Origin of the sequence: Paraburkholderia sp. SEWSISQ10-3 4 (assembly GCF_030464785.1) — a bacterium.
In the GTDB taxonomy this organism is placed as follows: Bacteria; Pseudomonadota; Gammaproteobacteria; order Burkholderiales; family Burkholderiaceae; genus Paraburkholderia; species Paraburkholderia aspalathi.
Window position 1 is genome coordinate 405,214 of sequence record NZ_JALPRI010000004.1, and the last position, 14,770, is coordinate 419,983.

Annotated in this window: 12 protein-coding genes and 1 other RNA gene; 7 read left to right on the plus strand and 6 right to left on the minus strand. The window is 62.7% G+C overall.

Features of this window, described 5'->3' with window-relative positions; all coding sequences use genetic code 11:
- Positions 1–52: 52 nt before the first annotated feature.
- From M0D68_RS12985 to ffs, 6 genes are all read right to left on the minus strand, one after another.
- Entirely contained in the window at positions 53–1,090 is a 1,038-nt protein-coding gene (locus M0D68_RS12985) for an ABC transporter substrate-binding protein (protein WP_266224459.1), read from the minus strand.
- 46 nt (positions 1,091–1,136) lie between these two features.
- The gene (locus tag M0D68_RS12990) at positions 1,137–2,369 is read right to left on the minus strand and encodes a CaiB/BaiF CoA-transferase family protein (RefSeq protein WP_093632646.1); all 1,233 of its coding nucleotides are present in this window, start codon (positions 2,367–2,369) and stop codon (positions 1,137–1,139) included.
- 122 nt (positions 2,370–2,491) lie between these two features.
- The gene (gene recR / locus M0D68_RS12995) at positions 2,492–3,088 is read right to left on the minus strand and encodes a recombination mediator RecR (RefSeq protein ID WP_063496327.1); all 597 of its coding nucleotides are present in this window, start codon (positions 3,086–3,088) and stop codon (positions 2,492–2,494) included.
- A gap of 234 nt (positions 3,089–3,322) precedes the next feature.
- A complete protein-coding gene (locus M0D68_RS13000) occupies positions 3,323–3,649 on the minus strand; it encodes a YbaB/EbfC family nucleoid-associated protein (RefSeq protein WP_007182071.1) in 327 nt (108 codons plus the stop codon).
- Positions 3,650–3,712: 63 nt separating this feature from the next.
- Positions 3,713–6,424 carry a DNA polymerase III subunit gamma/tau gene (gene dnaX / locus M0D68_RS13005; protein ID WP_266224460.1) on the minus strand — a complete coding sequence of 904 codons (2,712 nt, stop codon included), beginning with the start codon at positions 6,422–6,424 and terminating at the stop codon, positions 3,713–3,715.
- 205 nt (positions 6,425–6,629) lie between these two features.
- Positions 6,630–6,728: signal recognition particle sRNA small type (ffs, locus tag M0D68_RS13010), an RNA gene on the minus strand.
- Positions 6,729–7,172: 444 nt separating this feature from the next.
- On the opposite strand from ffs, the gene trxA reads away from it, so the two are divergent.
- From trxA to M0D68_RS13045, 7 genes are all read left to right on the plus strand, one after another.
- Complete coding sequence (trxA, locus tag M0D68_RS13015; RefSeq protein WP_054039468.1) at positions 7,173–7,499, plus strand: thioredoxin TrxA; 327 nt, start codon at positions 7,173–7,175, stop codon at positions 7,497–7,499.
- A 236-nt stretch (positions 7,500–7,735) separates the two neighbouring features.
- A complete protein-coding gene (gene rho, locus M0D68_RS13020; protein ID WP_006048863.1) occupies positions 7,736–9,004 on the plus strand; it encodes a transcription termination factor Rho in 1,269 nt (422 codons plus the stop codon).
- 209 nt (positions 9,005–9,213) lie between these two features.
- The gene (locus M0D68_RS13025; protein ID WP_266224462.1) at positions 9,214–9,765 is read left to right on the plus strand and encodes a MerR family transcriptional regulator; all 552 of its coding nucleotides are present in this window, start codon (positions 9,214–9,216) and stop codon (positions 9,763–9,765) included.
- Positions 9,762–11,318: an MFS transporter gene (locus M0D68_RS13030; protein ID WP_266224463.1), complete on the plus strand. Its 1,557-nt coding sequence runs from the start codon at positions 9,762–9,764 to the stop codon at positions 11,316–11,318. The genes M0D68_RS13025 and M0D68_RS13030 overlap by 4 nt, the downstream gene beginning before the upstream one ends.
- Before the next feature lie 15 nt (positions 11,319–11,333).
- The gene (locus M0D68_RS13035) at positions 11,334–12,167 is read left to right on the plus strand and encodes a M90 family metallopeptidase (protein ID WP_200651751.1); all 834 of its coding nucleotides are present in this window, start codon (positions 11,334–11,336) and stop codon (positions 12,165–12,167) included.
- Between the two features lie 260 nt (positions 12,168–12,427).
- Positions 12,428–12,694 carry a type B 50S ribosomal protein L31 gene (locus tag M0D68_RS13040; protein WP_054039460.1) on the plus strand — a complete coding sequence of 89 codons (267 nt, stop codon included), beginning with the start codon at positions 12,428–12,430 and terminating at the stop codon, positions 12,692–12,694.
- Between the two features lie 317 nt (positions 12,695–13,011).
- Entirely contained in the window at positions 13,012–14,769 is a 1,758-nt protein-coding gene (locus M0D68_RS13045; protein ID WP_266224464.1) for a glycosyltransferase family 39 protein, read from the plus strand.
- Position 14,770: the final 1 nt, after the last annotated feature.

Genomic DNA, 14,770 nt, shown 5'->3' on the forward strand with positions numbered 1-14,770 from the left:
TCGAGGCGAATGCGGCACGCGCCGTCCTTCGCCCCATACTGACTGACAGCACTCAGGCCTTGACCGTGGTCAGCGCTTTCTTGACGAAGTCGTTGGTCCACGTCTTCGACAAATCGATCGGCTTGCCCTGCACGTTCGGATCGAACGCCTGCAGGGTTTTCAGCGACGTGGCCGGGCCATCGGCGGGCATCAGACCGTCCGGCGACATGGCCTCCTTCACGTGCTGCCACGCGTCCAGATACACCGCGCGGTCGCCGAGCAGGTAGCCTTCCGGCACGGTATTGATCAGCTCGCTGCCGGTCGCCGTTTGCAGCCACTTGAGTGCGCGCACCATCGCATTGGTCAGCGCCTGCGTGGTGTTCGGATTCTTCGTGATGAAGCTTTGCGACGCGTACAGACACCCGGCCGGCATGTCGCCACCGAACACGCTGCGCGTATCGGCCAACGTGCGTGTATCCGACACAACGCGAATCTCGCCGGTGCGTTCGAGCTTGGTCATCACCGGGTCGAGATTGGCGATGGCGTCGATCTGGCCCGACTGCAGCGCGGCAATCGCGCCAGCCCCTGCGCCCACGCCGATAAACGAAACGTCTTTCGCGGTCAGTCCGGCTTTCGCCAGCACGAAACTCGCCATGATCGAGGTCGACGAACCCGGCGCGGTCACGCCGATTTTCTTGCCTTTCAGATCGGCGATCGACTTGTAGTTCGGCATCGCCTTCTTCGACACAGCTAGCACGATCTGCGGGGCGCGCCCTTGCAGCACGAATTCGCGGAACGCCTGCTTTTGCGCCTGCAACAGCAAGGTGTGTTCGAACGCGCCGGAGACTACATCCGCACTGCCGCCCACGGCTGCCTTCAGCGCTTGCGAGCCGCCGGCGAAATCCGAGATTTCGACTTCGAGCCCTTCGTCCTTGAAATAATTGCGGCGCTCGGCAATCGTGAGCGGCAAGTAATAGAACAGGTTCTTGCCGCCGACGGCGATCGCCACCTTGGTGGTTTCGGGCTTGCCCTGTGCGAAAGCGAACGGCGTGGCGGCGAACGTGGCGCCCGCGAGCGCCGCGCTGCCGGCGAGGAAGGTTCTGCGTTGCATGGTCTCTAGTCTCCGAACTTTTGTTGTCTTTTTGCCGCGCGCTCACTCACACAATCTGTTGCGCATGCAACCTTGCAATGTGGTCAGAATCATAACCCAGTGATTGAAGGACTTCATCGGTATGTTCACCCAGTTCCGGGCCTAACCAGCGCGTCTCGCCGGGCGTTTCCGAGAGTTTCGGCGTCACCGACGGCAGCGTGATCTCCTGACCGTCCTGCCATTTGAAGCGCTGGATCATCTGGCGCGCCATGTATTGCGGATCGGTGAACATGTCCGCGACGCTGTAAATCCGGCCGACCGGCACGTCGGCGGCGTTCAGCACGGCGAGCGCTTCGTCGATGGTGCGCGTGGCGAGCCACGCAGCGATCGCGCCGTCGATTTCCTGGGTACGCGGCACGCGGCCGTCGTTGTGCGCGAGAGCCGGATCGTTCGCCAGATCTTCGCGTTCGATAGCGATCATCAAGCGCTTGAAGATCGGGTCGCTATTGCCGCCGATCACAATGCTGCCGTCGCGGCACGGATAGGTGTTCGACGGCACGATCCCCGGCAGCGATGCGCCGGTGCGCTCGCGCACCATGCCGTACACGCCGTACTCCGGCACCACGCTCTCCATCATGTTGAAAACCGCTTCGTACAGTGCGACGTCGACCACCTGCCCTTTGCCGCCATTCACCTGCTTGTGATGCAGCGCCATCAACGCGCCGATCACGCCGTGCAGCGCGGCAATCGAATCGCCGATCGAAATGCCGATGCGCGGCGGCGGCAAATCCGGATAGCCGGTGATATGGCGCAAGCCGCCCATGGATTCGGCGATCGCGCCGAATCCGGGCCGGTCGCGATAGGGCCCGGTCTGGCCGTAGCCGGACAGACGCACCATCACGAGCCCGGGGTTCTCCGCCGACAGAACGTCATAACCGAGGCCGAGCTTCTCCAGCAGACCCGGTCGGAAATTCTCGACGACGATGTCAGCTTCTTTCGCCAGACGCCGCACGATTTCCTTGCCCTCTTCGGCTTTCAGATTGATCGTGACGGATTTCTTGTTGCGCGCCTGAACGGCCCACCAAAGCGACGTGCCGCCGACTTCCGGATAAAGCTTGCGCCATTTGCGCAACGGGTCGCCGCCTTTAGGATCTTCGATCTTGATGACGTCGGCGCCGAACTCGCCGAGAAAGCGCGCGGCGAACGGGCCGGCGATCAGCGTGCCGAGCTCGAGTACCTTGACGCCGGCGAGCGGGCCTTTCGGCGTGGCGGTGGCGTTGGGATCGGGATTGACGCTCATGTGTCTCCTCTATGTTCTGTGCTTGCCTCGACGCGGCGCGGCTGGACGCGTTGCGGAGCGGTGCCGCGCGGCGCGTTCAGGCATTGCAGGCGCCGCGACATGGCGCTGCCGGTTGCGTCGCGCTACATCGAACGGCGGTCGAGCATCGCGCGGGCAATCGTGCCGGCGTCGACATACTCGAGTTCGCCGCCCACCGGTACGCCGCGCGCGAGGCGCGTCACGGCAAGACCGCGCGCCTTGAGCGTCTGCCCGAGGTAATGCGCGGTGGCCTCGCCTTCGTTCGTGAAATTGGTTGCGAGCACGACTTCCTTGACGATGCCATCCGACGCGCGCTTGACCAGGCGGTCGAAATGGATCTCCTTCGGACCGATGCCGTCGAGTGGACTGAGCCGCCCCATCAGCACGAAATAGAGGCCGCGATAGGTCATCGTCTGTTCGAGCATGATCTGGTCGGCGGGCGTCTCGACGACGCACAACAACGCGGGATCGCGCTCCTCATCGAGGCAGACCTCGCAGATCTGCGCTTCGGTAAATGTGTTGCACTTCTCGCAGTGCTGCAGATGTTCAGTCGCGAACAGCAACGAACGGCCGAGTTTTTCGGCGCCGTCACGATCGTGCTGCATCAGGTGATACGCCATGCGTTGAGCGGATTTGGGCCCGACACCGGGGAGCACGCGCAGCGCTTCGACGAGCGCCGACAAGGCGGAAGGTTGTTTCATGCGGATCGGTGGTGTCGAAGTGGGTGTTGCCCGGTATGGCCCGGTATGCGGGTGGCGATGCGGTTGTTTCTGGTTGCTGCTATCAGCTCGACGACCGAGCTGAACTGCTCCGATGCAAACTTGCGCGCACCGGGAGCTGCGAACTGAGCAGGTATTTGAACGAGCCCGGCTCGCGTATTCAACTCATGCCGCACTCAAAGCCGCGGCATGAGCCCCTTCTTGCAGCGACGCCGCTCAGAACGGCAGCTTGAAGCCCGGCGGCAGCGGCAGACCCGAGGTCATACCGCCCATCTTTTCCTGAGCGGTGGCTTCGGCCTTGCGCACGGCGTCATTGAACGCAGCGGCGACCAGGTCTTCCAGCATGTCCTTGTCGTCGGCGAGCAGGCTCGGATCGATCGATACGCGGCGCACGTCGTTCTTGCAGGTCATCGTCACCTTGACGAGACCGGCGCCCGACTGTCCTTCGACTTCGATCAATGCAAGCTGCTCCTGCATCTTCTTCATGTTTTCCTGCATCTGCTGGGCCTGCTTCATCAGCCCGGCGAGTTGGCCTTTCATCATGGACATGCTCCTTCTTGAAAGCGTGAAATCCGAAAAATCGGGTGCGCCGCACGGCGCGGCGAATCAGTGAGCGGGCGGCGCGCCGTTCGGGCCGGCGTCCTGCGTAATCGGGCGAATCGAGCCGGGCACGATGCTCGCGCCGAACTCGCGAATCAGCGACTGCACGAACGGATCGGCGCCGATTTCGCGCTCCGCTTCCTGCTGGCGCTGGGCGCGCATGGCGGCGTCGTGCGCGGCCGCGGTGCGGCGCGCCGGGCCGACTTCGACCAGGACGTCGACGTTCTGGCCGAGCTTTTCCGCAAGCGCAACTTTCAGTTTAGCGACCTGCGAGGCTTCCGCGTACTGCGGCACCGGCACGTTCAGTTTCAGCGTGCTGCCTTCGAGCGCCATCAGTTCGCTGTTGAACGCGAGCTGATACGAAATGCCCTTGAGCGGCAGGTCGACGGCGAGCGCGGGCCAGTCGCCCTGAAAACCCAGCGGATCGAGCGGCACGGCGGGCGGCAACGGCCGCTTGTCGACTACGGGTGCGGGGGCCGACGCAGGCGTGGCGTTCACGCGGACGTCGTCGGGTCCGCTGTCGAACACCGGCATGTAGTTGTCGTCCGGCAGGCCGTAATAGCCTTCGTCCGCTGCCGTGAGCGGCATGTATTCATCGGGCGGCATGTCGTCCCACGGTGCGCTCGACGAGCCGTTCTGCTCCTGGGCTTGCGGCGACGGCGCACGTGCGGCCGGAGCGGCGTCCTGTTGCGGCGCGCGGCGCGGGGCGCCCGGTGTCGGCACATTGACGACCACGCGGGGTGCGACGGCCTTCGGCGTGGCTGGGGCTGCTGCGGGTTTGGCGGTGGAAGCTGCTGCTGTAGCGCGGCCACGGTCGGATGACACCTTCAGGCCCGCGCTGCGCAATACGTTGAGCGCGTCGCTCGCACCACCTGCGCGGCGCGGCGGGATGTCGGCTACGGGCTGCGATTCTTGCGATGCTCTCGCGGGGGCGGCCTCTTCTGCCCGTGCGGACGCGGCGGCGGCTGGGGCAGTGAGCGGAGACGCGGGCGCCGATTCCTGAGGCGCGGCGGCAGCGGGTGCTTCGTTCCAGGCTGGCTCGGTGGGTGCGTCGTCCCATGGTGCCAAGGCCGGTGCAGTTGCTGGTTTCGTTGCTGCGGTCGATTCGGCCACTTCGGTCGCCGTCACAGCCGCTACTTTTGTTGCTGCGATCATTTCCGTCGCTTCGGCCGCCGGTGCCGGGGACATCGCTTCGGGCATCGGTGCCGCTTGGGGCAAGGTCGTGTCCGTAGGTGTAGGCTCCGGATCGCTCAGGACCGGTCCGGCGGACGCTTCTTCCTGCCACGGCGCTAAAGCCGGCGCGGCGGTAACGTCAGGCGCCGTGCTCGCTTCGCTAGAAGCTGGCGAGGACGCAGACTTGGAAACAATCGGCGCTTCACCAATAGCTGGTTTCGGCGCGTCAACACTTTCAGCAGGCTCCGCCGACGCTACGTGCTGCGAATCCGGCATCGCAGGCTTCGCTTCCGCCACGGGATTTGCCGAACGCACCGGCACGGCGGCGGCCGCGTCAACCGCACGCGACGACGCCATCGCCTGTTGCGCAGCGACTGCCGGCGAGCCGGTACGTTTAGCGCCACCCGCCCCGGCCGGCCCTGCCGCTCGCGCCGCAGCCGCGCCGCCCCCACCACCGGTGGGCGCGGGCTCGAACGCCAGCATGCGCAACAGCGTCATCGTGAAACCGGCGTATTCGTCAGGCGCGAGACCCAGTTCGCTTCGGCCGATGGTCGCAATCTGATAGAACAGCTGCACCTGCTCGGCGCTCAACGCTTCCGCAAAACGACGCAGATCACCCGCTTCCGGCCACTCGTCCAACACCGACGACGGCGCAAACTGCGCCCACGCGATTCGATGCAACAGGCTCGCCAGATCCTGCAACGCCGTCGAAAACGACAGGCTGCGCAACGCCATCTCGTCCGCGACCGACAGCACGGCGGCACCGTCACCATCGGCAAGCGCGTCGAGCAAGCGAATCAGATAGCTTTGATCGAGCGCGCCGAGCATGCCGCGCACCGCTTCTTCATTCACCTGATTGGCCGAATAGGCGATCGCCTGATCGGTCAGCGAGAGCGCGTCGCGCATCGAGCCGTCGGCCGCGCGCGCGAGCAGGCGCAATGCCTGGGCGTCGAACGGCACCTTCTCTTCGCCGAGAATGTGCTCGAGATGCGACACGATGTGCCCGGCCGGCATCTGCTTCAGATTGAACTGCAGACAGCGCGACAGCACCGTGACCGGAATCTTCTGCGGATCGGTGGTAGCAAGAATGAATTTGACGTGCGAAGGCGGCTCTTCCAGCGTCTTCAACATCGCGTTGAAAGCGTGGTTGGTCAGCATGTGCACTTCGTCGATCATGTAGACCTTGAAGCGCGCGTCGACCGGCGCGTAAACCGCACGCTCCAGCAGCGCCGCCATTTCGTCGACACCGCGGTTACTCGCCGCGTCCATCTCGACATAATCGACAAAACGGCCTTCATCGATCTCGCGGCACGCGCGGCACACGCCGCACGGCGTGGAGGTCACGCCGGTTTCGCAATTCAGCGCCTTGGCAAAGATGCGCGACAGCGTGGTTTTACCGACGCCGCGGGTACCCGTAAACAGATAGGCATGATGCAGACGGCCACCGTCGAGCGCGTGCGTGAGCGCGCGCACCACGTGCTCCTGTCCGACGAGCGAAGCGAAATCCTTCGGCCGCCATTTGCGTGCGAGAACTTGATAGGTCATCCGGAAATTGTATCAGTAACGATGGCGCGCAAAACCGAATCGAGACGGCGTGCGAACGCGTGTTGCCGCTTCATTGAAACAGGCTAACGGACCGATAGAAAAAAATAGATGAAGCGCGCGAGAAATGCCACTGCGGCGTCTGGGTGACAGCGCTTGGGGTAAACAGAAAATGGGAGGTAAGGCAGAAAAACACAGAAGAAAGGAAGGTGACGAGCCTGACCCTCGGCACTGGTGGAAAACGGCTGTGGCTGCTTCGTTCCCGACCTGACCAGGTTGACCATCCCTCCATGCGAGGAGGCCCGTCACGAAACATTCTATCACCGCTTGGCCCGTCGCGCGACTGTTAATACGACCAAACCGACATCGACGCGCCGAATCACGCGCTTCGTACCATATAGACACTACCCTCGAATGACGCGTCCGGGTCACTTGAGTTTGCGCCGCCCGCCACCAGATAAGCTGCGTCGCGGTTATCAGAACGTAGCGGTGCTTCACCGGCAGCCGTTGGCCCCACTGCCCTTGATGAGTACTATCACCACCGGCAACGCATAGCGAATTAAGCTAAACTCCGGTACGGATGACCCGCAGACGCGAGCTTTCCGCGCATTCCAGAATGGGTTTTTCGACCATTTCAGGCGTGCGCAGGTAAGACTCCGATTGCGGCAAAGCGAACGGAAGTTTCCTTAGATTTTGACGTATCGTGGCGAGCAATTCAGGCGGGCCTCGAACCGATAGAGGTATTCATACAATGAGCGAATCAATCAAGCATATTAGCGACGCATCGTTCGAACAGGACGTCGTGAAATCCGATAAACCCGTGCTGCTCGATTTCTGGGCTGAATGGTGCGGTCCGTGCAAGATGATCGCGCCGATCCTCGACGAAGTCGCGAAGGATTACGCCGATCGCCTGCAAATCGCCAAGATCAATGTCGACGAACATCAATCGACGCCGGTCAAGTTCGGCGTGCGTGGCATCCCCACGCTGATCCTCTTCAAGAACGGCGCTGTCGCCGCGCAGAAGGTCGGCGCATTGTCGAAGTCGCAACTCACCGCGTTCCTCGACGGCAACCTGTAAAACTGCCGCATCGGCGCGCGTGAGGCCCTCGGGACCTTCAGGCGCGCTGCTATAGGCGTGTTGTCCAGTGACAACACGCCTAATAAGAAAGATGCCAAACCGTCGTACTGACGGAATTTGGCGTGTGCTATGCTAGAATCCGCAAAACGTCGAAAAGACGTGTAAGTCCTTGAGCGGTTCCGCTCACTCTCCTCCCAGATTTCATTTCGTCGCACCTTCTCCTGCGGGTTCTCCGTATGCATTTATCCGAGCTTAAGACTCTGCACGTGTCCGAATTGATCGAGATGGCCAATGGCCTTGAGATCGAAAGTGCAAACCGCCTGCGCAAGCAGGAATTGATGTTTGCCATTCTAAAAAAACGAGCCAAAACGGGCGACACGATCTTCGGCGACGGCACGCTCGAAGTGCTGCCGGACGGCTTCGGCTTCCTGCGTTCGCCGGAAACCTCGTATCTCGCCAGCACGGACGATATTTACATCAGCCCGTCGCAAATCCGCCGCTTCAACCTGCACACGGGCGATACGATCGAAGGCGAAGTGCGCACGCCGAAAGACGGCGAACGCTATTTCGCGCTGGTCAAGGTGGACAAGGTCAACGGCCAGCCGCCGGAAGCCTCGAAGCACAAGATCATGTTCGAAAACCTGACGCCGCTGCACCCGAACAAGGTGCTGCTGCTCGAACGTGAAATGCGTGGCGAAGAAAACGTCACGGGCCGAATCATCGACATGATCGCGCCGATCGGCAAGGGCCAGCGCGGCCTGCTGGTTGCATCGCCGAAGTCCGGTAAGACGGTGATGCTGCAGCACATCGCGCACGCCATCAAGCAAAACCACCCTGACGTTGTGCTGTTCGTGCTGTTGATCGACGAACGCCCGGAAGAAGTGACCGAAATGCAGCGTTCGGTGGCCGGCGAAGTGATCGCCTCCACGTTCGACGAACCGGCTGCGCGTCACGTGCAAGTCGCCGAAATGGTGATCGAAAAAGCCAAGCGCCTCGTCGAAATGAAGAACGACGTGGTGATTCTGCTCGACTCGATCACGCGTCTCGCACGTGCGTACAATACCGTCGTGCCGGCCTCGGGCAAGGTGCTGACGGGTGGTGTCGACGCGAACGCGCTGCAACGTCCGAAGCGCTTCTTCGGCGCGGCGCGCAATATCGAGGAAGGCGGCTCGCTCACCATCATCGGTACAGCGCTGATCGAAACCGGCAGCCGCATGGACGACGTGATCTACGAAGAGTTCAAGGGCACCGGCAACATGGAAGTGCACCTGGAGCGTCGCCTGGCTGAAAAGCGCGTCTATCCGTCGATCAACCTGAACAAGTCCGGCACGCGCCGTGAAGAACTGCTGATCAAGCCCGAAGTCCTGCAAAAGATCTGGGTGCTGCGCAAGTTCATTCACGATATGGACGAAGTCGAGTCGATGGAATTCCTGCTCGACAAGATTCGCCAGACGAAGAGCAACTCCGAGTTCTTCGACATGATGCGCCGTGGCGGCGGCAGCTAAGGTTTAAGCCTCAAGGCTGCACCAGAAGCAACCAACCACACCGCAAAAAAGCCGCTCACCGCAAACGAGCGGCTTTTTTTTCGTCCGCAGCACCTGCAATGACACACAGGCACCGCGCTCATTCAAATGCTGGTGCCCCTCTGCCAACCTGAACGTGAACGTACACGTTGTACTATAATGCGGTCAATCCATCCAACCCGCCAACTCCCATGTCAAAGGACTCGCCCACCCTGCTGACCGTCCGAGACGCCGCGGAGCGCCTTGGCGTCACACCACGCACGCTGAAATACTACGAGGAGCGCGGCCTCGTTTCGCCTGGTCGAAGCGAAGGCCGTTACCGGCAGTACGATGAGGAAGACCTCAAGCGCTTCGGCCGCATTCTGCGTTTGCGCTCACTCGGTTTCTCGCTGCATAGCGTCACCGAGATGCTCAAACGCCCGCTCGAAGCAGTCGACGGCGGCCACCGTTACTCGCAGGAATCGCTGCAGCAGATTCGTGACGCCCTCTCGCAACAGGTCAGCGCCCTCGACACGCGCATCGAAGCGATGCGTCGCGAACTCAAGGAAGCGCAGAAGCTGCGGACCGAGTTGGCGCCCGATCTCGACTATCTCGAACGCCGCCTCGCGGGAGAAAACGCCGACGTTCTGCTCGAGCAACGGCGCAACGCGCGCGCGGCGGCGGCGGCGGGTCCGTCCGCGAAACGCCGTAAGACGCAGGACGAAGCAGCACCCGATGCCGCAGAGCCTGACAAATCCGCATGAGCGCCACGTCTTCTCGCGTACCGTTGTTTAGCGCCGCAAAACTGCGCGGCGATTTTTTCCCGTGGGTACTGGCCGCCGTCACCGGCCTCGACTATTTCGACAACGCGATTTTTTCGTTTTTCACCAGCTACATCGCGGGCGGCATCAATGCGTCGCCGGACGAGCTGGTATGGGCGTCGAGCGCCTACGCGGTGGCGGCTGTGCTCGGCATCCTGCAACAGCAATGGTGGGTCGAGCGCTTCGGTTACCGGCGCTACGTGGCCGGCTGCATGCTGCTCTATTCAGTGGGCGCGATCGCCGCCACGCTGTGCGAGTCATCGATAGAACTCGCCTTCGCGCGCGGCTTTCAGGGCTACTTCATTGGCCCGATGATGGGCACCTGCCGCATCCTGATCCAGATGAGCTTTACGCCGCGGCAGCGACCCGCGGCGACGCGCGCTTTTCTGGTGCTGATCGTGTTGAGCAGTGCGCTTGCGCCGCTGATCGGCGGTCAACTGGTCGCGCATTTCGACTGGCGTGCGCTGTTCGCCTGCACCGCGCCGGTAGGTGTGCTGTTTGCCATCCTTGCCCTGCTCGCCCTGCCCGACACCGGCAACCGCCTCCCGGAAGAGCGCGGCGCAGCGCACTTCTGGCCTTACCTGATCTTCGCGTTCGCGCAAGGCGCGCTGCAAATCGTCATGCAACAAGTGCGGTTCCAACTGTTCAGCGCCTCGCCCGGACTGATTCTGCTGACGGTCGCGGGCATCGTCGCGCTCGGCTGGTTCGCGTACCAGCAATGGCACCATCCGGCGCCGCTGATGCGCCTGCACGCGCTGCGCGAAAAGGTGTTTCAGGTCGGGCTCGTACTGTACATGTTCTACTACTACATCTCGACGGTGTTCAGCTATCTGACGTCGCGCTTTCTCGAGAGCGGCCTCGGCTATCCCGTCGAGAATGCCGGGCGGCTGGTCGGCGTGACGTCGCTGATTTCGGCGAGCGCGCTGTTCGTCTACCTGCGCTACGCGAAGCTCCTGCCGCGCAAGAAGTGGATCATCGTGCCGGGCTTCGCGGTGGCCGCATTCGCCGCGGCATGGATGACGCGCATGTCGCCGGGCGTGGGCGAAGCCGCGCTGATCGTGCCGATGCTGCTGCGCGGCTTGCTGTTACTGTTCATTGTGCTGCCGGTCGCCAATCTGACGTTTAGAATCTTCGCCATTGAGGAATTCACGCACGGCTACCGGCTGAAAAACATCGTGCGGCAACTGACGATCTCATTCGCGACGGCCTCGGTGATCATCGTCGAACAACATCGGCAGGCGCTGCATCAAGCGCGCCTTGCGGAGTTCGTGAATCCGTACAATCCGTTGTTCCAGAATTCGCTCGCGGCGCTGACCCGCGGCTTCAGCGCAGCCGGCCGCTCGGCGTCCGAGGCGCATTCGCTCGCGATAGTAGAAATCAGCCGGACGGTCGCGCAGCAGGCCAGTTTTCTGGCGTCGCTGGACGGCTTCTACTTTCTGGTTGGCGTCGCGATATGCGGCGGCCTGTTCGCCGCGTGGCAAAAACAGATCGACTAAGGGTTTCATCAGGCCATGCTCTCGAAACTCACCCAATGGTTCGGCACGCGCCGCCGCGACCGCGCGCTGCGCGACTACGCGATCGACGACGCGCTTTGGCAGGCCACGCTCGACGGCCTGCCGTTCCTCGCCCACCTGGAGGCGCCGGATCGCGTGCGTCTGCGCGAGCTGACCAGTCTGTTCATCGCGCAAAAAGAATTTTCGACCGCGCACGAACTCGAACTAACCGACGCCATGACCGTGGCGATCGCCGCGCAAGCGTGTTTGCCAGTGCTGAATCTGAGCCTCGATCTGTATCGTGGATGGGTCGGCGTGATCGTCTATCCGGGCGAGTTCGTGATCCGCAAGACGGTCGAGGACGAAGACGGCGTAGTTCACGAGGTCGAACAGGACGCGAGCGGCGAAGCGTGGGAAGGCGGCCCCGTCATTCTCTCGTGGGAAGACGCGCAGATGACGGACGGCTCGGACGCCTACAACGTCGTGATTCACGAATTCGCGCACAAGATTGACATGCTGACCGGCGAGGCGGACGGCCACCCACCACTTATGCGCCGCTGGCACGCGCCGCTCGACACGCAAGCGTGGGCGGACGTTTTCGATCATGCCTACGACCACTTCTGCGCCAAAGTCGACGCCGTGCCGGAGCGCCGCTGGGCACGTTTCGAGCGCGATTCGCTGATCGATCCGTATGCGGCAGACCATCCGTCGGAATTTTTTGCCGTTTGCAGCGAGGCGCTGTTCGTTCAGCCGCAGGCCTTCGAGGCGGAGTATCCCGAGCTATACCGCTTGCTGGCGCGGTATTACAGGCAGGATCCGGCGCGGATCGGGCTGGAATTCGCTCCGACCTGAAGCCGCCGCCGCGCAAGCGCCCGCCGGATAAGGGCTGCCGCGCCGCCGACCCACCCGATACGAACCCGCGCGGCGGCGCCCAAAACGTGGTGAAAACGAGGCAAGCGGCTGCCAAAAAGCTGGCAGAAAGGTCGTCAAGCGACTGATTTTCTGGCATAATCGCCGTTTTTCGACCATAGGCAAGTGGCTCGCGCCTAGATGCTGTCCGCATTCGTAGCGGCTGCTCGCGGGTTGGCTACCGCCAGATTAAAGGAAAGACCATGAAAGAAGGCATTCACCCGGATTACCGCGAAGTCCTGTTCATCGACATGTCGATCGACTTCAAGTTTGTGACGCGCTCGACCATCCAGACGCGTGAAACCGCCGAATTCAACGGCAAGACTTACCCGCTCGCCAAGATCGAAATATCGTCGGAATCGCATCCGTTCTACACCGGCCAACAAAAGATCATGGACACGGCAGGCCGCGTCGAGAAGTTCAACAAGAAGTTCGGTTCGCGCGCTACCGGCAAGGCAGCAGCGAAGTAATACCCGCCTCGTCGCCGGCCTTGGCCCGCAACGAAGCAGCAGCAAAAAAGGGCAGCGCGAGCTGCCCTTTTTTGTCTCCGCTTGTTCGTAGCGCCTGTTTGTCTCGCTTCTTTGTCCTCTTACCCCGGACGTCTCGTCGCACCTCGTCGCCCACCGCGGCGCCGTGTTACAGGCACCCCAATGACGTTGCGAGCCATTACCAGCCGTGACGCGCATCGCACGGCACGACTACAATGCCGGATGCTCCAAATTGGCCATTCCCGCCGGACAATCCATCCGGTCCCGGCTGCACCGCTTATCCGATATCCACACACCGCATGAGACCTGCCGTTCGCCTCACTGCCTCCGCGACCAGTGCTTTGCCGCGCTGGCTGCTGCTGACCATCTGTATCGTCTACGCATTTTTCGGCCTGTTCGGCCGGGATCCGTGGAAGAACGAGGACGCAGCCGGCTTCGGCGTCATGTGGACGATGGCCAACGGCAGCGCGCACGACTGGCTGCTGCCGAATCTGGTCGGCAAATACATGACGGAAGACGGCCCGCTCGGCTACTGGCTCGGCGCCAGCGCGATCCGCGCGCTCGCGCCGTGGGTCGATGCGAGCAACGCGTCACGCGTCTTCACGGGCCTGCTGTTTTGCGCCGGCTGTGGGTTCGTCTGGTATGCGGCCTACCTGCTCGGCCGACGTGCCGAAGTGCAGCCGTTCAAATATGCATTCGGCGGCGAGCCGGAGCCGCGCGATTACGGGCGCACCCTCGCCGACGGCGCGTTGCTGATCCTGCTCGCCTGCTTCGGTCTTGCCGAACGTGGTCACGAAACCACGCCGCAGCTCGCGCAGTTCTTCGGCATCGCCATGCTCGTGTACGGGCTCGTGCGGATGATCGACAAGCCCATTCAGGGCGCGCTGATCTGGGGCCTGGCGCTCGGCCTCGTCACCCTGGCAAGCAGCCCGGTGCTGGTCGGCGCGCTGTTGCTCGGGACCCTGGCAATGGCGCTGATCGTGCGCGAAGCGCGTACGCGCTGGCTGCTGCTGGCCGGTTTGCCGGTGGCGCTCGCGCTGTCAGTCTCGTGGCCGATCGCCGCACTCGCCGCCTTTCCCGACGACGCCGTCTGGTACCTGAATCAATGGGTGCACGTCAGCCTGTCGTCGTTCGCCGGGCCACCCGGCTCGGTAGCCGCCTACGCGCTCAAGAACCTGCCGCTCTTCACCTGGCCCGCCTGGCCGCTGGCGCTGTGGGCGTGGTTCAGCTGGTCGGGCCTGCGGCGCGCGCCGCACGTGGCGATGCCGCTGTCGGTGATCGGGCCGCTGCTCGTGCTGGTCGTGTTGCAGAGCCATCAGTCGAACCGGCTTTACATGCTGCTGTTGCCGCCGCTCGCGGTGCTGGCCACCTTCGCACTGCCCACGCTCAAACGCGGCGCGATCAACGCGATCGACTGGTTCGCGCTACTGAGCTTCACGATCCTCGGCAGCTTCGTCTGGCTGGTCTATGCGGCCGGGCTAACCGGATTCCCGCATCCGCTCGCACGCAATCTCGCGCGTCTCGCGCCGGGTTTCGCGCCGGAGTTCAAGGTTCTGTCGTTCGTGTGCGCGGTCGCCGTGACGATCTGCTGGTTCGTCCTGGTGCAATGGCGTCTGGCCCGTCATCCGAAAGTGCTGTGGCGCAGCGTGGTGCTCTCGAGCGCCGGCACGACGCTGATGTGGGTGCTGCTGATGACGCTGTGGCTGCCGGTTGTCAACTACAGCCGGACCTATAAGGACGTCGCCGAGCAGATCGCGAGCCATCTGCCGGAGGACTACACCTGCATCTCGCCGGTGCGCCTCGGTAATGCGCAGATCGCAACCTTCGCCTATTTCGGCGATATGCATTTCTCATTCAACCAGGATTGCGATGTGATCCTGCGTCAGGACACCCAGGACTTCGGCGACCCGAGCGCGATGTCGGACTTCGTGTGGAAGCTGGTGTGGGAAGGCCGCCGCGTGGCCGACCGCGACGAACGCTTCCGCCTGTACGTGCGGATCGACCGTCCGAAGCCGCCGGTCGTCAAACGCCGCAACTGGCATAAGAAGCCGGACTGAG